Source organism: Brevundimonas sp. Root1279, assembly GCF_001425945.1.
Taxonomy (GTDB): Bacteria; Pseudomonadota; Alphaproteobacteria; order Caulobacterales; family Caulobacteraceae; genus Brevundimonas.
Genome location: NZ_LMEB01000006.1, coordinates 58,595 through 78,577 on the forward strand (window position 1 = coordinate 58,595; position 19,983 = coordinate 78,577).

The window sequence follows — 19,983 nt, forward strand, 5'->3', positions numbered from 1 at the left end:
GGGCGGCCCGGGCCGCCCCAGGGATCATCGCCGCACGCCTCTCAGGCCGGCCTGGCGCCGCGCCGCGCGGGCCAGCAGCATGTCGAAATGACCACGCAGCGCAGCTACGCCCCGGTCGAAATAGGCCACGTCGCGATGGGTCCGCGCCTGCATGACGCCGCCCTCCATCGTGGTCAGGACGAACTCGCCCAGAGCCTGCTTGTCGAGGTCGTGCGGCAGGCGGTCGCCCGCCTCGTCGAGGCAGCGGACGATGGCTTGCACCCAGCCGGTGAAGTTGACCGCCAGCAGGTCGCGCACCACCGGGTCCGCCTCGTGCAGCTCCAGCGCCAGGCTGCCGATCGGGCAGCCATAGGTGCAGTCGCTCTCAAGGATCAGCCAGCGGTACCGCGCCAGGAGGGCGAAGATGCGCTCGACCGGATCGTCGACGCCCTCCCAGGCCGGGTCGACCAGGTTCTCGTACAGGCCGTCGCGATAAGCCTCGAGCACGGCGATCAGCACGTCCTGCTTGCCCGGAAACACATGATACAGGCTGCCCGCGTTCAGCTGGGTCCGGCTCAGGATGTCGGCGATCGAGGTCGAGTTGTAGCCCTTGGCCCAGAACAGCTCAGTGGCGGCCATCACGATCCTCGTGCGGGTGTCGGCGGCGGCGCTCATGCCCGGTCCCAGGCCTGGCGGATCCAGCCCTCGACCTCGGCGTCGACCTCCTCGGCCGAGGCGATGCGGACACGGTGGCTGACCATGCCGTTCCACGAGCCGGCCGCCTCCAGCCGCCCCGACGGCTCGACGCCCTTCAGCGCCAGGCCGAGGTCGAAGCGGTCCTTGGTCGACGGCTGCCCCAGGCCGAACTGCTTGCTGCGGCGGAAGCTGACATAGCCCTTCTTGGGCGCGAACTCCGCCCCGTCGAGACCCGAAACGATGGCCGCGACCTTGTCATAGACCGGCTTCATCGCCGCCTTGGGCCCGGCGAACATGGCCTCCATCAGGGCCTCGTCCTCGCTCGATCCGGCGTCCGAGGCGAAGGTCTTGTGGGCCACCAGATTGGCGTAGCCGTGGCCCAGGCCATGCTCGACCTTCAGCCAGTCGACCAGCCACTTGTGCTTGCCCTGGCCGCTCGAGCGGGCCAGCGCGGTCCAGGCGTCGAGCGGCTTGCCGGTCTTGGCCTCGAGGTTGGCGATCATGTTCGCCAGCTCGACTTGCGGGTCCGCCATGGCTGTCTCCTCGTCGCTTCGAGCGCAATCGACGCTCTTTCAAGAACGAGAGTCAACGAGAATTTGAACGATCGCTCAACTGATCGTCAGTCACCCAGCAGGGCGAGCAGTTCAGCCTCGGGCAGGTTGGGATCGGCCAGGGGGTTGGCGCTGACCTGGCCGTACCAGTCGGGTGAGACCCGCGGCCGCGGCCGGCCGAAGCGGATCCAGTCCGCCTCCAGGATCATGTCGACGCCGGCCTCGCGATTGACCGTCCGGTTGTCGACGTCGGCCCGCTCGGGGCCCGGCGGGACGTCGTCGCTGGTCGTGTAGGCGATCAGCCCGACCTGCATCACCGGGCTGTTCTCCATCCGGTAGAAGCGGTCGCGCACCCGCCATTCGGTCTCGCCCTCGGGCCGCGCCAAGGCGACCAGCACCATGCCCACCCGCACCAGCCGCAGCTCGACCCAGCCGCCGGGGAAGGGCCGCAGCTTGAGCGAGGAATAGCTGTTGTAGGTGCCCTTGGTCTCGGTCATCGGCTGGCCGGCGACGTGTCCGACGCCGGTGGTGATGAAGTGCCAGTTCTCGGCCCGCGGCGCCCATTGCTCGGCGCTCAGCCGGTTCGGGACCCGCGCCATCAGGCCGCCCAACGACCAGGTCCCACCCGGAATGTCGCCCTCGTGGCCCCGCACCCTCACCCGCGCCCGCACGTCGAAGTCGCCCGTAACCTCGCGGAACAGGAAGGGCGCGTTCAGGTCGCGCACCCAGGCCGAATGATAGGGCTCGATGTGCAGGGCGCCCGGCGTGGTGGCGCCCACGTCGATCGCCTTGATCTTGTCCGGCCAGCCATACGCTTGGTCGAAGCGCGTCCAGCCAGTCAGTTCGCCGCCGTCGAACTCGTCCGACAGGGCGGTCAGATCGTCCTGGGCGAGAGCCGGGGCGGCGGCGAGCAGACTGAGGCAGGCGATCAGGATGCGCATGAAGGCTCCGGCGTTGGAAGAACGCCAGTCGGCCGCGCGAAGGCCGCGCTGTAAAGTTAAGCTTCGGTCAGGTCCGCCCAGCCTCGGCCCCGCCGCTGAAACGGAGCCGAAACACCACCGAAACAATCGGCCTACAGCCCCTCGAACAGCGCCGTCGACAGGTAGCGCTCGGCGAAGCTCGGGATGATGGCGACGATGGTCTTGCCGGCGTTCTCTTCCAGCGAAGCCTGACGGAAGGCGGCGACCAGGGCGGCGCCGGACGAGATGCCGACCGGGATGCCCTCGACCTTGGCGGCCTTGCGGGCCATGTCGAAGGCGTCCTCGTTGGAGACCTGCTCGACCCCGTCGATCACCGAGCGGTCGACGTTGGCCGGGATGAAGCCGGCGCCGATGCCCTGGATCTTGTGCGGGCCGGGTTCGCCGCCCGACAGCACGGGCGAAGCCGTCGGCTCGACCGCGATCATCTTCAGCGACGGCTTGCGGGCCTTCAGGACCTGGCCGACGCCGGTGATGGTGCCGCCGGTGCCGACGCCGGCGATGACGATGTCGACCGCGCCGCCCGTGTCGTTCCAGATCTCCTCGGCCGTCGTGACGCGGTGGATGGCGGGATTGGCGGGGTTGTCGAACTGCGACGGGGTCACCGCGCCGGGCGTCCGGTCGAGCAGATCCTGGGCCATCGCGATGGCGCCCTTCATGCCCTTTTCGGCCGGGGTCAGCACGAGTTCGGCGCCGAGCAAGGCCAGCATCTTGCGGCGCTCCAGCGACATGCTCTCGGGCATGACCAGGATAAGGCGATAGCCCTTGGCGGCGGCGACGAAGGCCAGGGCGATGCCGGTGTTGCCGCTGGTCGGCTCGATCAGCACCGTGTCGGGTCCGATCTTCCCGGCCTGCTCAAGAGCCTCGATCATGGCCACGCCGATGCGGTCCTTCACCGAGGCGACCGGGTTGAAGAACTCCAGCTTGGCCAGAACCGTCGCCTTGGGCTTCAGCTCGGCCGAAAGCCGCGGCAGACCGACGACGGGCGTGTCGCCGATGGTGTCGATGATCGAGGGGTACACCTTGCCGCGCCCGGCTTTGAGGTGGCGCGACGGATCATACGCGGCGTCGGACATGGGGAGATCTCCGTACGGTGAGGCTCACAAGAGATAGGGCGGCTTACCGCGATGCAAGAGCCTCCTTAGCCGAACAGCTCAGCTTCGTCGCCATTTCTGCGTGTCGCACAATGCGCCTGCGTCAACCGGGGCGGCCGCGCTATCCGGTCAAACCCTCAGACGCTCCGCAACCTCCCCGCGTGGTGGGGCCTCAGGGCGGGTGTTAGTTTCCGTCACCGCACGCGTCGGCTCGCTCCGGGGATCCCGATGAAGTCTGAGCAGAAGCTTTCGCTCTTCACCCTGACCGCCATGGTGGTCGGCTCGATGGTCGGGGCTGGCATCTTCAACCTGCCCGCCCGCTTCGGCGCGGCCACCGGTCCCTTCGGCGCCCTGATCGCCTGGAGCATAGCGGGCGGCGGCATGTACATGCTGGCCCGGGTCTTCCAGGCCCTGGCCGAGAAGAAGCCCGAGATCGACTCCGGCGTCTTCGCCTACGCCAAGGCCGGCTTTGGCGACTACGCGGGCTTTCTGTCGGCCTTCGGCTATTGGCTGGGAAGCTGCCTCGGCAACGTCTTCTACTGGGTCCTGATCGGCTCGACCCTGGGCCGCTTCTTCCCCGAACTGTTCGGCGACGGCAGCACCCTGATCGCCATCGCCGTCTCCCTGGTCGGCATCTGGTCCTTCCACTTCATGATCCTGCGCGGCGTCGAGCAGGCGGCGGTGATCAACGGCATCGTCACCATCGCCAAGATCGTGCCCCTGGTCGTGGCCCTGCTGATCATGGTCGTGGCCTTCAACTGGGATCAGTTCTCGACCAATTTCTTCGGCGGCGCCGACATGCCCGAGAAGTCGCTGATCGCCCAGGTGCGCGACACCATGCTGATCACCGTCTTTGTCTTCCTCGGGATCGAGGGGGCCAGCGTCTATTCCCGTTTCGCCAAGACGCGCGCCGACGTCGGACGGGCGACCATCCTCGGCTTCGTCGGCGTCACCGGCCTGATGGTGGCCATCACCCTGCTGCCCTACGCCGCCCTGCCCCAGTCGACCATCGCCGGCCTGACCCAGCCGTCCCTCGCCAGCGTGCTGGAAGAGATCGTCGGCCACTGGGGCGCGGTGTTCATCTCGATCGGCGTCCTGGTCTCGGTGCTCGGCGCCTATCTGGCCTGGTCGCTGATCTGCGCCGAGGTGATGTTCGCCGCCGCCAGGTCCAAGGACATGCCCAAGCTTTTCGCAGCGGAGAACGCCCGCAAGGTGCCGGCCAACGCCCTGTGGGCGACCAATATCGTCGTCTCCCTGTTCGTCATCTCGACCTACTGGTCGGCCGACGCCTTCAACTTCATGCTCGACATGACCAGCGTCACGGCCCTGCTGCCCTATCTGCTGGTCGCGGCCTACGGCGTTCTCGTCGCCCGGCGCGGCGAGGGCTACGAGACAACGCCGAACGAGCGCGGGCGCGACCAGATCTTCGCCGGACTGGCGGTGCTCTACACCCTGTTCATGTTCGTCGCCGCGGGCGTGAAATACGTCGTCCTGCTGGCCGTCCTGCTGGTCCCTGGGACCCTGCTCTACGTCTGGGCGCGGCGCGAGCAGAACGCCCGGCTGTTCACCCCTCGCGAGCTGATCATCTTCGCCGTCGCCGCCGTGGCGGCCCTGTACGGCGTCTACGGCCTGATCAGCGGCGCCATCACCCCCTAGCGTCAGGAGACGGGCATGTCCGACACCCCATTCGGCGTTCACTCGGAGGTCGGCCAACTGCGCAAGGTCATGGTCTGCGCACCCGGCCGGGCCCACCAGCGGCTGACGCCCTCGAACTGCGACGACCTGCTGTTCGACGACGTGCTGTGGGTCGAGAACGCCAAGCGCGACCACTTCGACTTCATGACCAAGATGCGCGATCGCGGCATCGAGGTCGTCGAGATGCACAACCTGCTCGCCGAGACCGTGGCCGTGCCCGAGGCCAAGGCGTGGATCCTCGACCACCAGGTCGTGCCCAACCAGATCGGCCTGGGCCTGCTCGAAGAAGTCCGCGCCTTCCTCGAAAGCCTGTCGAACCGCGAGCTGGCCGAGACCCTGATCGGCGGCCTTTCCACCTTCGAATTCCCGGAGGACATCGGCGGCCACCAGCTGGCCCTCATCAGAGACGCCGCCGGGGTCAACGAATACCTGCTGCCGCCCCTGCCCAACACGCTCTACACGCGGGACACCACCTGCTGGATCTATGGCGGCGTGACGCTCAACGCGCTGTACTGGCCGGCCCGGCACGAGGAGACGATCCTCACCACGGCCATCTACAAATTCCACCCGGACTTCGCCGGCAAGGTGAACGTCTGGTGGGGCGACCCGACCCAGGACTGGGGCCTGGCCACGATCGAGGGCGGGGACGTGATGCCGATCGGCAAGGGCAATGTGCTCATCGGCATGAGCGAGCGCACCTCGCGCCAGGCCATCAGCCAGGTCGCCGCCGCCCTGTTCGCCAAGGGCGCAGCCGAGCGGGTCATCGTCGCCGCCATGCCCAAGCTGCGCGCGGCCATGCACCTGGACACGGTCTTCACCTTTGCGGACCGGGACTGCGTCCTGCTGTATCCGGACATCGTCAACAACATCGAGGCCTTCTCCTACCGCCCGGACGGAAACGGCGGGGTCGAGCTTCACAAGGACGAGAACGGCTTCGTCGAGACGGTGCGCGACGCCCTGGGCCTGAAGAAGATGCGTGTCGTCGAGACCGGCGGGAACGACTACATGCGCGAGCGGACCCAGTGGGACTCGGGCGCCAACCTGGTCTGCGCCTCGCCCGGCGTGGTCTACGCCTATGACCGCAACACCTACACCAACACCCTGCTGCGCAAGGAAGGCATCGAGGTGATCACCATCACCGGCGCCGAACTCGGCCGCGGCCGGGGCGGCGGCCACTGCATGACCTGCCCGATCATCCGCGATCCGGTGGACTACTGATTTCTCCTTTCGGCAAAGACGGTTGAGGCTTTTTAGCCGGTGTCGCGTTGGGTAGGGTCGCGACCAAACCTTTGCCTTGGAGAAGCATGAAACCGACCGACGGCCAGACCCGCGCGACCGCGGATTCCGCCGCCTTCCCGCAAGGCTCAGGCGAGATGGCGGCGCTGATCCGGTCGTTCGACTGGAGCGGGACGCCGCTCGGCCCGATCGCGCAGTGGCCTCAGAGCCTGAAGACCGCCACCGGCCTGCTGATCGCCTCGCCCGTCCCCATCGTCATGCTGTGGGGCCCCGACGGCGTGATGATCTACAACGACGCCTACTCGGTCTTCGCCGGCAAGCGTCATCCCGAACTGCTCGGCTCCAAGGTCCTCGAAGGCTGGCCTGAGGTGGCCGAGTTCAACGCCAACGTGATGCGCGTGGGCCTGGCCGGCGGCACTCTGGCGTACAAGGACCAGGAGCTGATCCTGCATCGCTCGGGCCGGCCCGAGCAGGTCTGGATGGATCTCGACTACTGGCCCGTGCCGGGCGATGACGGACAGCCCGCGGGGGTCATCGCCACCGTGGTCGAAACCACCGACCGAGTCCGCGCCGACCGCCGCCTGTCCGGCGAGCGGGTGCGTCAGAAGGCCTTGATCCAGCTGGGCGACGCCCTGCGCGACCTCACCGACGCCCAGGAGATCGCCTACGCCTCGTCCCGCGTCCTGGCCGAGGCCTTGGGGGTCAGCCGCGCCGGCTATGGGGTCATCGACACCGAAGCCGAGACCATCACCATCGAGCGCGACTACAACGCGCCCGGCGTGCACAGCCTCGCCGGCACCCTGCAATTCCGCGACTACGGCTCGTACATCGAGGACATCAAGCGGGGCGTCACGGTCTCGATCTCCGACGTCGACGTCGACCATCGCACCCAGGCCGGCGCCGAGGCCCTGAAGGCGATCAGCGCCGCCTCACTGATCAATATGCCGCTGATGGAGCAGGGCCGCGTGGTCGCCCTGGTCTTCGCCAACCACGCCCAGCCGCGCGCCTGGAGCCAGTCCGACATCGTGCTGATGCGCGAGATCGCCGAGCGGGTCCGCGACGCCACCGAGCGAGCCGTCGCCGCCGCCGCCCTGCGCGAGAGCGAAGCCCGGTTCCGCAACATGGCGGACAACACCCCGATGATGATGTGGGTGACCGATCCCAGCGGCTACTGCACCTACCTGAACCGGACCTGGTACGATTTCACCGGTCAGACCGAGGGCGAGGCCGAGGGCTTCGGCTGGCTCGATGCGACCCATCCCGAAGACAAGGCGCGGGCCGAAGCGATCTTCACCACGGCCAATGCGGCGCGCGAACCGTTCCGGGTCGAATATCGCCTGCGCCGCGCCGACGGGGTCTATCGCTGGGCCATCGACGCGGCGAGCCCGCGGTTTAACGAAGCGGGCGAGTATCTGGGCTACGTGGGCTCGGTCGTCGACATCGACGAGCGCCGCGAGATGGAGGACGCCCTGCGCGCCCATCGTCAGGAGCTCGAACGCCTGAACGCCCAGCTCGAGGTTCTCCTCGCCGGCAGCAAGGCGGAACGCGACCGCCTCTGGACCCTCTCGGAAGACATGCTGGCGCGCGCCAACTATGGCGGCGGAATGACCGCGGTGAACCCGGCCTGGACCAAGGTGCTGGGCTGGTCCGAGCAAGAGCTGCTCAGCAACCCCTATGCGGACATCATCCACCCGGACAACGTCCCGACCGTCGTCGCCGCCCTCGAGGAGATGGGCAGGACCGGCCAGCCGACCCGGTTCGAGAACCGCATCCTGACCAAGGACGACGAGTGGAAGCCGATCGGCTGGACCGTCTCGCCCGAAGAAGACGGGACCCACTTCATCGCCATCGGCCGCGACCTGACCGAGGACAAGGCGCGCGAGAAGGAGCTGGCCGCCACACACGAAGCGCTGCGCCAGTCCCAGAAGATGGAGGCGGTCGGTCACCTGACCGGCGGCATCGCCCATGATTTCAACAACCTGCTGGCCGGCATCAGCGGCAGCCTGGAACTGCTGGAGAAGCGCGTCGGCGAAGGCCGCCTCTCCGGCGTCGACCGCTATATCGGCGCGGCCCAGGGCGCCGCGCGCCGCGCCGCCTCCCTGACGCAGCGCCTCCTGGCCTTCTCGCGCCGCCAGACCCTCGACCCCAAGCCGACCGATGTGAACCGTCTGATCGGCGGCATGGAGGACTTGATCCGCCGCAGCGTAGGCCCGAACGTCGAGGTCGAGGTGGTCGGCGCCGGCGGTCTTTGGGCGACGCAGATCGACCAATCCCAGCTCGAAAACGCCCTGCTGAACCTGTGCATCAACAGCCGGGACGCCATGGCCCCGGACGGCGGCCGGCTGACCATCGAGACAGCCAACAAATGGCTGGACGAGCGCGGGGCGCGCGACCGCGACCTGCCGACCGGGCAGTATGTCTCGCTCTGCGTGACAGACACCGGCACGGGCATGTCGCCGGATGTCCAGGCCCAGGCCTTCGACCCGTTCTTCACCACCAAGCCGCTGGGCCAGGGCACGGGCCTCGGCCTGTCGATGATCCACGGCTTCGTGCGCCAGTCCGGCGGGCAGGTGCGGATCTATTCCGAGGTCGGCAAGGGCACCACCATGTGCCTCTACCTGCCGCGCTTCACGGGCGACCTCGACGCGGTCGACCTCCCCGCTGAAGCGGTCGGCGAGGATGGCGGTCAGGGCGAGGTCGTGCTGGTCATCGATGACGAACCGACCGTCCGCATGCTGGTGGTGGAGGTGCTGGAGGACGCCGGCTACACCGTAATCGAGGCCGTCGACGGCCCGTCCGGCCTGACCGTGCTGCGCTCCGACGCGCGCATCGACCTGCTGGTCACCGACGTCGGCCTGCCGGGCGGCATGAACGGTCGCCAGGTCGCCGACGCCGCCCGCGCGGACCGGCCCGACCTCAAGGTGCTGTTCATGACCGGCTACGCCGAGAACGCCGCCGTCGGGAACGGCCTGCTTGAACCCGGCATGCAGGTGCTGACCAAGCCCTTCGTCATGGCCGCGCTGGGGGCCAAGGTCCGCGAGATGATCGAGGCTCCCTAGAGCGAAAGCCGGCTCTAGCGCGACAGCACGGCCCGGGCCGGATCGAAGCCGACCACCTCACGGATGGTGATCATGCTCTTGAAGGCCCGGACATGGGCCTCGGCGGTCAGTTCGCGCTGGCAGAAGGCCTCGTACTCGGCCATCGACCGCACTGCGACGGTCAGCAGGAAGTCGGTCTCTCCGGTCACGTCCCAGGCGCCCTGCACCTCCGGACTGCGGACCATGGCGGCCTTGAAGGCGTCGGTGTGGGCGCGCACCTGGGTGTTCATCTCGACCTGCACGTGCAGCAGGATCCGCGGCTCGACCCGGGCCGGATCGACCATGGCCACGTCGCGCACGATCACCCCCTCGGCCCGCAGCCGCCGCAACCGCCGCAGCACCGCCGATTCCGACAGGCCGACCGCCTCGGCGGCGACCCGGGCCGGCTCCAGGTTGTTGCGTCTGGCTCGCTCAAGCAGCTTGTGGTCGAAGGCGTCGAGAGCGACGAATTCCGTCATTTCTGGATAATCCATGATGATTTCAGCCGCCCTACAGCCTGAAATCGCCGGGAAGCACAAGCCGTTCCCGCCTATGCTTTCCGCATGTCGATGACCAGCGCCCGCACCGCCCTGACCTCCCCCGCCGTGGCGCCGTTCGTTCCGTACCTGGCCCTGGTGACCGGCATGATCTCGCTGGCCATCGGCACCTCCTTCGCCAAGCATCTGTTCCCGGTGGTCGGCGCCGAGGGCACGTCGGCCTTGCGGGTGGGGCTGTCGGCCCTGGTGCTGGTCGCGATCTGGCGGCCGTGGCGATTCCGGCTGAACCGGTCGGACGCCGGTCGGGTGCTGCTGTACGGCCTCGTGCTCGGCCTGATGAACCTCAGCTTCTACATGTCGCTGCGCACCATCCCGTTGGGCCTGGCCATCGCCATCGAGTTCGGCGGCCCCCTGACCCTGGCCCTGATCCACGCCCGACGGCTGATCCATTTCGTCTGGATCGGCTGCGCCGTCATCGGCCTGGGCATGCTGCTGCCGATCTGGAGCGGCGTGCAGGCCCTGGATCCGGTCGGCGTCGCCTACGCCGCGGCGGCCGGGGTCTTCTGGGCGCTGTACATCGTCTTCGGCAAGCGGCTGTCCCACATGCACGCCGGCCAGTCGGTGGCGCTCGGCATGAGCACAGCCGCCCTGGTCATCCTGCCCTTCGGCGTCGCCGCGGCCGGGCCGGCCCTACTGGCCCCGGCGGTGCTCGGCTTCGGACTGTGCGTCGCCCTCGCCTCCAGCGCCCTGCCCTATTCGCTGGAGATGATCGCCCTGCGCCGCATTCCCAAGCGCACCTTCGGCGTCCTGCTCTCGGCCGAACCGGCCATCGGCGCCGTGGCCGGGATGGTCCTGCTGCACGAACAGCTCAGCGGCCTGCAGTGGCTGGCCATCGCCTGCATCGTCACGGCCTCGGTCGGCGCCATCCTGACCACCGGCCGCGAAGGCGCCGAGACGCCCGCAGACGCGCCCCTGCCGTCCGCCAACTGATCGCTGTCCCTCCCGACTGTCCGGACTCGGCAACCTCTGATACCCATGGGCGCCGGGAGGCCTCTCCATGACCGAAGCCGCGACGCCGACCAGCCAGTCCGACCGCATCGGGGAGGTCGACATCATCCGTGGCTTCGCCCTGTTCGGCGTGCTCTGGATGAACATCTTCGGCCACGGCGGCTTCCTGGTCCCGGCCGACAAGATTCACGGCCTGCCCGGCCTCGACCGACTCGAGAGCGTGGTCGAGTTCCTCAGCAACTGGCTGATGCACGGCAAGGCCCAGGCGTTGTTCTCGCTGCTGTTCGGCTTCGGCTTCGCCATCATGATGGCGCGGATCAGCGCCCGAGGGGGCAATGGCGCGACCATCTACCTGCGTCGCCTGACCATCCTGCTGGTGCTCGGCGTGGCCCATATGCTGCTGCTGTGGATGGGCGACATTCTCAACGCCTATGCGGCCATGGGCTTCCTTCTGCTGCTGACCCGGCGCTGGCCCGGCCGGCTGCTGCTGGGCGTCGGCCTGCTCCTCGCCATGGTCGGCCCCGCGGCCTTCGCCCTGTACATGCAGTTCACCGTGCCCGCGGGCTCGCCGCCGCCGTTCGCGGTGATCCTCGACGCCGGCGCCGCCGCCCGCTGGCCCGTCGTCATGGGCCACGACTACACGGCCTATGTCGCCGCTCTGTTCCGCGGCATGTTCATCGAGTTCTACAGTCAGCCCATCGCCCTGGTGTACCTCGGCGCCATCCTCGGCCGCTTCATGGTCGGCAGCTGGATCTTCCGCCAGGGCTGGCTGCAGGACCCCGCCGCGCACGCCCGCGCCTTTCGGCTCGGCCTCTGGCTCATCCCCGTCGGACTGGTCCTGCAGGGCGTCCGGCCGGTCATGCGCTGGATGCACTATCAGCCGATGGACTGGGCCCTCTTCCTCTTCCGAGGCATCAATCCGGTTGCGGAGCTGATCCTCGCCCTGGGCTACGGATCGCTGATCGTCGTCCTGTGCCGGAGCCCCGGTGTCCGAGCCCGGCTGTCCGGGCTCGGCGCCGTCGGCCAGATGGCCCTTACCAACTACCTGATGCAGAGCCTCGTGTTCTTCTTCGTGCTCTACGGCTTCGGCCTCGGCCTGCTGCCCTGGGCCGGTCCGACGGTCAGCCTGGGCCTGTCGCTCGTCGTCTTCGCCGCGCAGATCATGTTCAGCCGCTGGTGGCTGGCCCGCTACCGCTTCGGCCCGATGGAGTGGCTGTGGCGCTGGGGGACCTATGGCGAGCGTCCGCCGTTCCGACGTCCCGCAGCGGCGCTCGAGGTGACCGCCGGCGCCTCCGCAGGCGGGTGATGCGAGGGGGCCTTCACCCATCGTTAACCACGACGCCTCATTGGTTAACGGGCTGTTCCTGGGGCTTTTCTTGCGCAATCTCGTCGCCGCCGTCGAAGCGATCGACCCGCTGGTCGTGACCGGAAAGGTCGCGGGCGTGAACGGGCTGCTCATCGAGTCCAAGGGCGGGCTGTCGCGCCTGGCCGTCGGCGCCCGCGCCGAGATCGCCCGCGGCCGCGGCCTCCATCCCCTGCCCGCCGAGGTCGTCGGCTTCCGCGACGCCAAGGCCCTGCTGATGCCCTTCGGCGCGGTCGAGGGCGTCGCTCCCGGCGCCGACATCCGCATTATCGACCAGGCCGCCAGCGTGCGCCCGACCACCGCCTGGCTGGGCCGCATTATCGACGCCTTCGGCAATCCGATCGACGGCAAAGGCCCGCTGCCGCCCGGTCCGGCCGCCTATCCCCTGCGCGCCCCGCCGCCGCCGGCTCATTCGCGCGGCCGCGTCGGCGAGCGCCTCGATCTCGGCGTCCGCGCCATGGACGTCTTCACCACCACCTGCCGCGGCCAGCGCCTCGGCATCTTCGCCGGCTCGGGCGTCGGCAAGTCGGTGCTGATGTCGATGCTGGCCCGCCAGGCCACCTGCGACGTCGTCGTCGTCGGTCTGATCGGCGAACGGGGCCGTGAAGTCCGTGAGTTCATCGAGGAGACCCTCGGCGAAGAGGGCCTGAAGCGCGCCGTCGTCGTGGTCGCCACCTCGGACGAGCCGGCCCTCAAGCGCCGTCAGTCCGCCTATATGACCATGGCCATCGCCGAGTATTTCCGCGACCAGGACCTCGAAGTCCTGTGTCTGATGGATTCGGTCACCCGCTTCGCCATGGCCCAGCGCGAGATCGGCCTGGCCGCCGGCGAGCCGCCGACGACCAAGGGGTATACGCCGACGGTCTTCACCGAGCTGCCCAAGCTGCTCGAGCGCGCCGGCCCCGGCCCGATCCGGCCCGACGGCACGACGGCGGGGCCGATCACCGCCCTGTTCACCGTGCTGGTGGACGGCGGCGACCATGACGAGCCGATCGCCGACGCCGTGCGCGGTATTCTGGACGGCCACATCGTCATGGATCGCAAGATCGCCGAGCGCGGCCGCTTCCCGGCCATTGACGTGCTCAAGTCGGTCAGCCGGACCCTGCCGGGCTGCCAGACCATACCGGAGCGCGAGCTGAACAAGCGCGCCCGCCAGTGCCTGTCGGCCTATTCGAACATGGAAGAGCTGATCAAGATCGGCGCCTATCGCAGCGGCGCCGATCCGATCGTCGACCGCGCCATCGCGCTGAACCCTGCGCTAGAGGCCTTCCTCGGTCAGGATCAGAATGACGTGACACGACTGGCCGAATCCTTTGACCGTCTGGAAACCATTCTGAATCAAGGAATGGTGCAGTGACCGGAGACGCACGATGACTGCATGGGCCCAATCGCTGATCCGTATCTCGAACTACGAGGTCGAGACGCTGCAGAAGCGCCTCGCCGAGATCACCGCCCGTAGAGCCTCCGCGGAGATGCGCATGGCCGTGCTGGACGCCGAGGTCGAGATCGAACTCGAGCGCGCCCGCACCGATACCGACGCCGCCTCCTTGATGCAGGCCTATATGACCGGCTGGCTCCTGCGGAAGAAGACCGCCGAGGACGACGTCGCCGTCATCGGCGCCGAGGAAGAGGGCGCCCGCGACGCCCTGACCAGCGCCTTCGAGGAGCTGAAGAAGTTCGAGCACGTGGCCGAGACCACCCGCCTGAGCCGCCTCATCGCCGCCGGCAAGCGCGAGACCGCCGCCTTCGACGAGCTGGGCCTGCGCCGGCGTGCCGGCTGACCTAGCCCGCCTGAGCCGGCGCACCGTCCTCGGCTCCAGCCTCGCCCTCGCCGCCTGCGACCGCTTCGCCGCGGCTGAGCCCGCGCCCGGCCCGGAGCCGGGTCCGCTCAAGTCCCTCGCCCCCTGCCCCTTCGGCACGACCGGCATGACCGGCCAGCTGGACCAGCTCTTCTGGGTCGAACAGACCCTGCGCCACGCCTCCCAGCTGACCCCCGAGTGGGAACTGAAGATGGAGCGCACGCTCGGCGCCGACTTCACCCACGACTTCAGCGCCGCCGACCGCGTCGTGGACTTCGCCCACGGGAACGGTCTGCGCGTCCACGGCCACACCCTGATCTGGTATTCGCAGGGCGCCGAGACCTTCAACGCCTCGGTCCCGCCCGCGCGCTTCAAGGCCGAGTTCGACCGCTACATCGCCGCCGCCGTCGGCCGCTACCGGGGCCGGATGGTCGGCTGGGACGTGGTCAACGAGCCGGTGTCAGAGGACGGCTCCGGCCTGCGCGACTGCCACTGGTCCGAGGCGCTGGGCGTCGAGGGCTATATGGTCCGCGCCTTCCAGCAGGCCCGTCTTGCCGACCCGGACGCGATCCTGTTCCTCAACGAGTACAATCTCGAGAACATCCCGGCCAAGGGAACGACCTTCCTCAAACTGGTCGAGCGCCTGCTCAAGCTGGGCGCCCCGATCGGCGGCATCGGGACCCAGTCGCACCTCAACATCGAGATCCCGGCCGGGAACATCACCAACTTCTTCCGCGACGCCGCCTCGCTGGGCCTGCCCATCCACGTCTCGGAACTGGACTTCTCGCTCAAGCGCGACGGCGGCCACCTGCCCGACCTGCGCTCGTCCACGGAGAAACGCGCCCAGCAGGTCGCCCGCGTCGGCGAACTGGCCGAAGCCTTCATGGCTCTGCCGGAACGCCAGCGCTACGCCTTCACCACCTGGGGCCTGCGCGACAGCGACAGCTGGCTGCTGCGCACCGAGGGCAAGAACAACCCCGACGACAGCCCCCTGCTGCTGGATGCGCAAGGCCGCGCCAATCCGGCCTACCAGGCGGTGGTCGACGCGTTTACCTGATCAGACCCTGGCCGCCGCAATCCCGGCCGCCGCCAGCCCCGCCAGCAAGGCCTCGACCGCCGCCTCCACCGCCGCCTCGTCCCGGCCGCGCAACACCAGATTGGTCCCGATCTCGCCGTCCGAGCCGTGGCCGAACGGATAGCTGCCGAAGCTGACCTCGCGCTCGGCCCTGGCCGCCGCCGTCAGCAGGTCCGCGATCGCCCCCTCGCCCACACCGCTGACCCGGATCGTCCGTGACTGCACCACTGCTCCGGTGCGCAGCCGCGGCGCCACATCCTCCAGCATGGCCGTCATGATCTTGGGCACCCCCGCCATGACGAAGACATTGCCGACATGGAAGCCGGGCGCGTCTGTCACCGGATTGGCGATCAGCGTCCCGCCCTCGGGGATCCGCGCCATCCGCCGCCGCGCCGCATTGAACTCGCCGGGGCCGTAGCGCGTCTCGAGGATGGCCAGCGCGTCCGGATGCTCCGGCAGGGCCACACCGAAGGCCTTGGCCACCGCATCCGCGGTGATGTCGTCATGCGTCGGTCCGATGCCGCCGGTGGTGAGGACATAGTCGTGGCTGCCGCGCAGGGCGTTCAGGGCCTCGACGATCTGCGCGGTCCGGTCCCCCACGACCCGGGCCTCCAGCAGGTCGATCCCCAGCGCCGTCAGGAAGCGGGCTATGGTGTTCGTGTTGGTGTCCTGCGTCCGCCCGGACAGCACCTCGTCGCCGATGACGAGAACAGCGGCGGTGGGGTTGGCCGGATTCAACGGACCTGTTCCAGGAAGCGGCGCATCTGCTCCATGGACACATTGGTCAGCTTCCAATTAAGCGGAATGACCGGAACGAGGGTTCCTGGCTTTCCGGCACGGCCGCTCGACGCGGAAATGACCGCCGGCGGTTCGCAACCCAGCCCGAACTTGACCGGCGTCAGCACAGCGGAGGGCGAGATGCGATAGACCGTGTGTCCCCACGGCACGGTTCGCGAGATGCGGTCGCCCGCGAGGACCATGGCGGGACCGCGGGTCGCCACGGCTAGCCAAGCCGTCACCGACGCCAGTCCGAACATGATGGTCGTCAGGATGACGGTGACGGCAATGTAGACGTAGCGATCGGAGAACAGTTCGACCATCTGCGTCCGGCGGCGCGTCTCAGCGCGCGCCAGCGCGGCGGCGAAGGCTTCTGGCGAGGACCAGTCGAGCCAACCGCTCACGGCGAAGAACACGCCGATGGCCGCGAAGAGCACGACCGTGCCGATAACGCGTCCTGTGGCCAGTCGGATTTCAATCGAAGGAGGGTTGGTCATCGAGCCTCCGTACGGAAGCGCGCGCCTTCCCGCTAGGACGCCGGCGCCACAACCGGCGGCGGCCCGAGGGCGAACCGCCGCCGGTCCCCTCCCGACGACGCCGGCACTAACCATGCAGACTCCGCGGCCGGTATCGGGTCTTCGCCCCATATGACGACGCGGCGGCCCCTATCGAAGCGGGCCGCCGTGCGGCTATGAGCCGGCATGATCTTCAAGACGCCCCTCGAACGCGGGACCTTGGTTCGCCGCTACAAGCGGTTTCTGGCGGACGTCATCCTCGACGACGGGACCGCGACCACCGTCCATGTGCCCAATCCCGGGGCCATGCTCGGCCTGACCGCGCCCGGCCTGCCGGTGTGGCTGAGCCGATCACCGGATCCGAAGCGCAAGCTGCCGCTGACGCTGGAGATGGTCGAACTGCCCGACGCCGGCCTGGTGGGGGTCAACACCATGAACCCCAACCGCATCGCCGAGGCGGCGATTCCGCGCGACGCCATTCCTGAGCTAACCGGCTATCCGATCCTTCGCCGCGAGGTCCGCTACGACACCGACAGCCGTATCGACATTCTGCTGCAGAGCGACCCGGACGCCCTGCTGCGCCCGTCCTGCTGGGTCGAGATCAAGAACTGCCACTTCAATCGCACCCCAGGCCTTGCCGAGTTCCCGGACTGCAACACCGTGCGCGGCGTCAAGCACCTGAAGGCGCTGGAGCGGGTGGTCGAGGCTGGCGGGCGTGCGGTGATGCTGTTCGTCATTCAGCGCATGGATTGCGACGCCTTCACCACAGCGGACGACATCGACCGCGCCTACGGCCCCGCCCTGCGCGACGCCGCCTCCCGCGGGGTTGAGGTTCTGTGCTACAGTTGCCACCTGACGACCGAAGCCATCCGCCTGGATCGCGCCCTGCCCTGGCGCCCTTAGGGCGCGCCGAAAGAAGACCGATGTACGAAACGCCTGAACTGGACGAGGACACCTTCGTCCGCACCCACATGATCCGGGTCCACGACGCCGAAGGCTTCGAGGGCATGCGTAAGGCCGGCCGCCTGGTGGCCGAGGCGCTGGACATGATCACGCCGTATGTCGTGCCGGGCGTGACAACGGGCGAGATCGACGACCGCATCCGCGAGTTCACCCTCGACCACGGCGCCCTGCCCGCCTGCCTCGGCTACAAGGGCTATGAGAAGACCGTCTGCACCTCGATCAACCACGTCGTCTGCCACGGCATTCCCGGCGACAAGGTTCTGAAGGACGGCGATATCGTCAACATCGACCACACCGTCATCGTCGAGGGTTGGCACGGCGACTCCAGCCGCATGTACCCGGTCGGCCAGATCAATCCGCGCGCCAAGAAGCTGATCGACGTCACCTATGACTCGCTCGAGGCGGGCCTGGCCATGATCAAGCCGGGCAACACCTTCGGCGACATCGGCTACGCCATCCAGCAGGTCGTCGAGGCCAACCGCATGTCGGTGGTGCGCGACTTCTGCGGCCACGGCATCGGCCGCCTGTTCCACGACAGCCCGAACGTCCTGCACTACGGCCGCCGCGGCGAGGGCGCCGTGCTCAAGCCGGGCATGTTCTTCACCGTCGAGCCGATGGTGAACCTGGGCAAGCCGCACGTGAAGGTGCTGTCCGACGGCTGGACCGCGGTCACCCGCGACAAGTCCCTGTCCTCGCAGTGCGAACACAGCTGCGGCGTCACCGAGGACGGCGTCGAACTGTTCAGCGCCAGCCCGGCCGGGATCTTCCGGCCGAAGTTCTGATCGCGACCCGGTCAGCCGCCGCGCTGGGCCTCGGCCAGCATCCGCATCACCTCCTGGCAGAAGGGCGCTGACTTCGTCGTGTCGGCCTTGCCGCGCTGGTAGGCCTGGTCGATCAGCGACTGCAACGGCGACTGCGCAGCGCCCGGCTCCGGCTCCAGCGGCGCGCGCACAGCCCGCACCTGCTCCGGGGTGAAGTGCCGCTCGCACGAGCCCAGCACGGTGTAGACCTGCGCCATGCCCTCGATCGCCGCCTGACCCCTGGCCTGCTCCTGCTCGGGCGTCAGACGCGGCGGCGCCGCCGGAGTGGCGGCCTGGATCGCCAAAGCGAGCGCGAGGGATGTGGCGATCATGGGAGCCTCGGATGAGTTGACGGTCCACGCTCGCCCATTGCGCCATTCGCGGCAAGCGCTACGGGCGGTCGCCATGGACACTTCCGGTTGAGCGACGCCGCCGAGCGGGACCTACTTCCCCTACCGTCGTTCTGCGATAGTCTGGGCCTCTGCGGGGGCGGATGCTGGAACGACCGACCAAAACGACCAGGGCTCAGCACGCCGGCCACCGCGATCGGCTGCGCGCGCGTGCGGCTGTCGGCGGCATCGCCGCCCTTCCCGACTACGAGTTGCTGGAGCTGCTGCTGTTCCGCAGCGTGCCCTACAAGGACACCAAGCCGCTGGCGAAAGACCTGCTCGCCCGCTTCGGCGGCTTCGAGGGCATCGGCGCGGCCAGCCACGAGGCCATCGAGGACACCGTCGCCGGCGCCCTGGGTTACGCCAAGGGCAAGGCCACGCGCGCCATCGCCCTGGATCTGCAGCTGATCTTCGAGGTGACGCGCCGGGCCGCCAAGGAGCCGGCCGCCAAACGCCCCGTGATCACCTCCTGGAACGCCCTGCTCGCCTATGTCCGCGTCGCCCTCCAGCACGAGCCGCGCGAGCAGTTCCGGGTCCTCTACCTCGACAACCGCAACCAGCTGATCCTCGACGAGATCCAGAACCGCGGCACCGTCGACCACGCCCCGGTCTATCCGCGCGAGGTGGTGCGCCGGGCGCTGGAGCTGTCGGCCAAGTCCATGATCATCGTCCACAACCACCCCTCCGGCGACCCGACCCCGTCGCGCGCCGACATCGAGATGACCCGGCAGGTGGTCGAGGCGGCGAAGGCGCTGGAGCTGTCGGTGCACGACCACCTGGTGGTCGGCCGCGAGGGGGTGGCGAGCTTCAAGCAGCTGGGGTTGATGTGACGCGACTTCGGTGATGCAACGGGCGTCATGACCAGCACCCTGATCACCGAACGCCTGACCCTCACGCCCGTCGAGCTCAAGGACTACGACGAGCTTAAGGCCCTGTGGGCCGATCGTGAGTTCGTCCAGCACATCTTCCCCCAGCCGCTGACCGGCGAGGACGTCTGGTACCGCCTGCTGCGCGACATCGGCCACTGGGAGGCGCTGGGCTACGGCAACTGGACCATCCGCCTGAAGGACAGCGGCGAGCATGTCGGATCGGTCGGCATCCTCGACTTCCGCCGCGAGGTCGAACCGCGCATCGACGCGCCCGAACTGGGCTGGGGCATCCGTCCGAAATTCCAGGGTCAGGGCCTGGCCTACGAAGCCCTGTCGGCCGCCCTCACCTGGGCCGACGACGCCCTCAACGCCCCGCGCACCGTCTGCATGATCAGCCCCGGCAACGAACCGTCCCTGACCCTGGCCAAGCGCGCCGGCTACGCCCCCTACGTCGAGACGACCTACAAGGGCGAGACGGTGCTCCTGCTGGAGCGGGCGGCAGCCTGATCGGGCCGGCAGGCGTTCATGATGCAAGCCTAGGACAACCTTGGCCGTTTCACGATCCGACGTAGCCTCACATTAAGGTTTACAAGCCAGACTGCGCCGCAAATTCGGAGTATGCC

Annotated in this window: 20 protein-coding genes; 12 read left to right on the forward strand and 8 right to left on the reverse strand. The window is 68.5% G+C overall.

What is annotated here, in order from left to right:
- Positions 1–24: 24 nt before the first annotated feature.
- The 4 genes from ASC65_RS08290 to cysK form a co-directional block, all read right to left on the reverse strand.
- Positions 25–654 (reverse strand): TetR/AcrR family transcriptional regulator, encoded by a 630-nt coding sequence (locus tag ASC65_RS08290; protein WP_056451562.1) that lies wholly within the window; start codon positions 652–654, stop codon positions 25–27.
- The gene (locus ASC65_RS08295; RefSeq protein WP_056451568.1) at positions 651–1,208 is read right to left on the reverse strand and encodes a DUF4287 domain-containing protein; all 558 of its coding nucleotides are present in this window, start codon (positions 1,206–1,208) and stop codon (positions 651–653) included. The genes ASC65_RS08290 and ASC65_RS08295 overlap by 4 nt, the downstream gene beginning before the upstream one ends.
- 86 nt (positions 1,209–1,294) lie before the next feature.
- On the reverse strand, positions 1,295–2,167 hold the full coding sequence (locus ASC65_RS08300; RefSeq protein ID WP_056451570.1) for a DUF1349 domain-containing protein: 873 nt from the start codon (positions 2,165–2,167) through the stop codon (positions 1,295–1,297).
- A 131-nt stretch (positions 2,168–2,298) separates the two neighbouring features.
- The gene (gene cysK / locus ASC65_RS08305; protein WP_056451573.1) at positions 2,299–3,279 is read right to left on the reverse strand and encodes a cysteine synthase A; all 981 of its coding nucleotides are present in this window, start codon (positions 3,277–3,279) and stop codon (positions 2,299–2,301) included.
- A 246-nt stretch (positions 3,280–3,525) separates the two neighbouring features.
- Here cysK and ASC65_RS08310 point away from each other — a divergent pair, with 246 nt between their 5' ends.
- From ASC65_RS08310 to ASC65_RS08320, 3 genes are all read left to right on the forward strand, one after another.
- The gene (locus ASC65_RS08310) at positions 3,526–4,953 is read left to right on the forward strand and encodes a basic amino acid/polyamine antiporter (RefSeq protein ID WP_056451574.1); all 1,428 of its coding nucleotides are present in this window, start codon (positions 3,526–3,528) and stop codon (positions 4,951–4,953) included.
- Between the two features lie 15 nt (positions 4,954–4,968).
- Entirely contained in the window at positions 4,969–6,210 is a 1,242-nt protein-coding gene (arcA, locus tag ASC65_RS08315; RefSeq protein WP_056451575.1) for an arginine deiminase, read from the forward strand.
- A gap of 86 nt (positions 6,211–6,296) precedes the next feature.
- On the forward strand, positions 6,297–9,287 hold the full coding sequence (locus tag ASC65_RS08320) for a PAS domain S-box protein (protein ID WP_235561445.1): 2,991 nt from the start codon (positions 6,297–6,299) through the stop codon (positions 9,285–9,287).
- Positions 9,288–9,301: 14 nt separating this feature from the next.
- Here the strand turns inward: ASC65_RS08320 and ASC65_RS08325 are convergent, their stop codons facing one another.
- Positions 9,302–9,784, reverse strand: coding sequence for an Lrp/AsnC family transcriptional regulator (locus ASC65_RS08325; protein ID WP_082525992.1), 483 nt, complete (start codon positions 9,782–9,784; stop codon positions 9,302–9,304).
- A gap of 84 nt (positions 9,785–9,868) precedes the next feature.
- On the opposite strand from ASC65_RS08325, the gene ASC65_RS08330 reads away from it, so the two are divergent.
- The 5 genes from ASC65_RS08330 (at position 9,869) to ASC65_RS08350 (ending at position 15,029) form a co-directional block, all read left to right on the forward strand.
- A complete protein-coding gene (locus ASC65_RS08330) occupies positions 9,869–10,792 on the forward strand; it encodes an EamA family transporter (protein WP_056451577.1) in 924 nt (307 codons plus the stop codon).
- Positions 10,793–10,859: 67 nt separating this feature from the next.
- Positions 10,860–12,116, forward strand: a complete 1,257-nt coding sequence (locus tag ASC65_RS08335; RefSeq protein WP_056451578.1) for a DUF418 domain-containing protein — start codon at positions 10,860–10,862, stop codon at positions 12,114–12,116.
- Between the two features lie 70 nt (positions 12,117–12,186).
- Positions 12,187–13,530, forward strand: coding sequence for a flagellar protein export ATPase FliI (gene fliI, locus ASC65_RS08340; protein ID WP_056452563.1), 1,344 nt, complete (start codon positions 12,187–12,189; stop codon positions 13,528–13,530).
- A gap of 13 nt (positions 13,531–13,543) precedes the next feature.
- On the forward strand, positions 13,544–13,954 hold the full coding sequence (locus tag ASC65_RS08345) for a hypothetical protein (RefSeq protein ID WP_056451580.1): 411 nt from the start codon (positions 13,544–13,546) through the stop codon (positions 13,952–13,954).
- Entirely contained in the window at positions 13,944–15,029 is a 1,086-nt protein-coding gene (locus ASC65_RS08350) for an endo-1,4-beta-xylanase (protein ID WP_200939814.1), read from the forward strand. Before ASC65_RS08345 ends, ASC65_RS08350 begins: the two co-directional genes overlap by 11 nt.
- On the opposite strand, the gene ASC65_RS08355 is transcribed toward ASC65_RS08350, so the two are convergent.
- Together ASC65_RS08355 and ASC65_RS08360 are read right to left on the reverse strand one after the other, a co-directional pair.
- Complete coding sequence (locus ASC65_RS08355) at positions 15,030–15,785, reverse strand: competence/damage-inducible protein A (RefSeq protein WP_056451582.1); 756 nt, start codon at positions 15,783–15,785, stop codon at positions 15,030–15,032. It lies immediately after the preceding gene.
- The gene (locus ASC65_RS08360) at positions 15,782–16,321 is read right to left on the reverse strand and encodes a hypothetical protein (protein WP_056451583.1); all 540 of its coding nucleotides are present in this window, start codon (positions 16,319–16,321) and stop codon (positions 15,782–15,784) included. Before ASC65_RS08360 ends, ASC65_RS08355 begins: the two co-directional genes overlap by 4 nt.
- Positions 16,322–16,525: 204 nt before the next feature.
- On the opposite strand from ASC65_RS08360, the gene sfsA reads away from it, so the two are divergent.
- The gene (sfsA, locus tag ASC65_RS08365) at positions 16,526–17,242 is read left to right on the forward strand and encodes a DNA/RNA nuclease SfsA (protein ID WP_056451585.1); all 717 of its coding nucleotides are present in this window, start codon (positions 16,526–16,528) and stop codon (positions 17,240–17,242) included.
- 20 nt (positions 17,243–17,262) lie between these two features.
- Entirely contained in the window at positions 17,263–18,084 is an 822-nt protein-coding gene (gene map, locus ASC65_RS08370; RefSeq protein ID WP_056451587.1) for a type I methionyl aminopeptidase, read from the forward strand.
- An 11-nt stretch (positions 18,085–18,095) separates the two neighbouring features.
- Here map and ASC65_RS08375 read toward each other — a convergent pair whose 3' ends face one another.
- Positions 18,096–18,434, reverse strand: a complete 339-nt coding sequence (locus ASC65_RS08375; RefSeq protein ID WP_056451588.1) for a hypothetical protein — start codon at positions 18,432–18,434, stop codon at positions 18,096–18,098.
- Positions 18,435–18,595: 161 nt separating this feature from the next.
- Here ASC65_RS08375 and radC point away from each other — a divergent pair, with 161 nt between their 5' ends.
- Both radC and ASC65_RS08385 read left to right on the forward strand, forming a co-directional pair.
- The gene (gene radC / locus ASC65_RS08380; RefSeq protein WP_056451589.1) at positions 18,596–19,321 is read left to right on the forward strand and encodes a RadC family protein; all 726 of its coding nucleotides are present in this window, start codon (positions 18,596–18,598) and stop codon (positions 19,319–19,321) included.
- Between the two features lie 27 nt (positions 19,322–19,348).
- The gene (locus tag ASC65_RS08385; protein ID WP_056451591.1) at positions 19,349–19,867 is read left to right on the forward strand and encodes a GNAT family N-acetyltransferase; all 519 of its coding nucleotides are present in this window, start codon (positions 19,349–19,351) and stop codon (positions 19,865–19,867) included.
- Positions 19,868–19,983 lie beyond the last annotated feature (116 nt).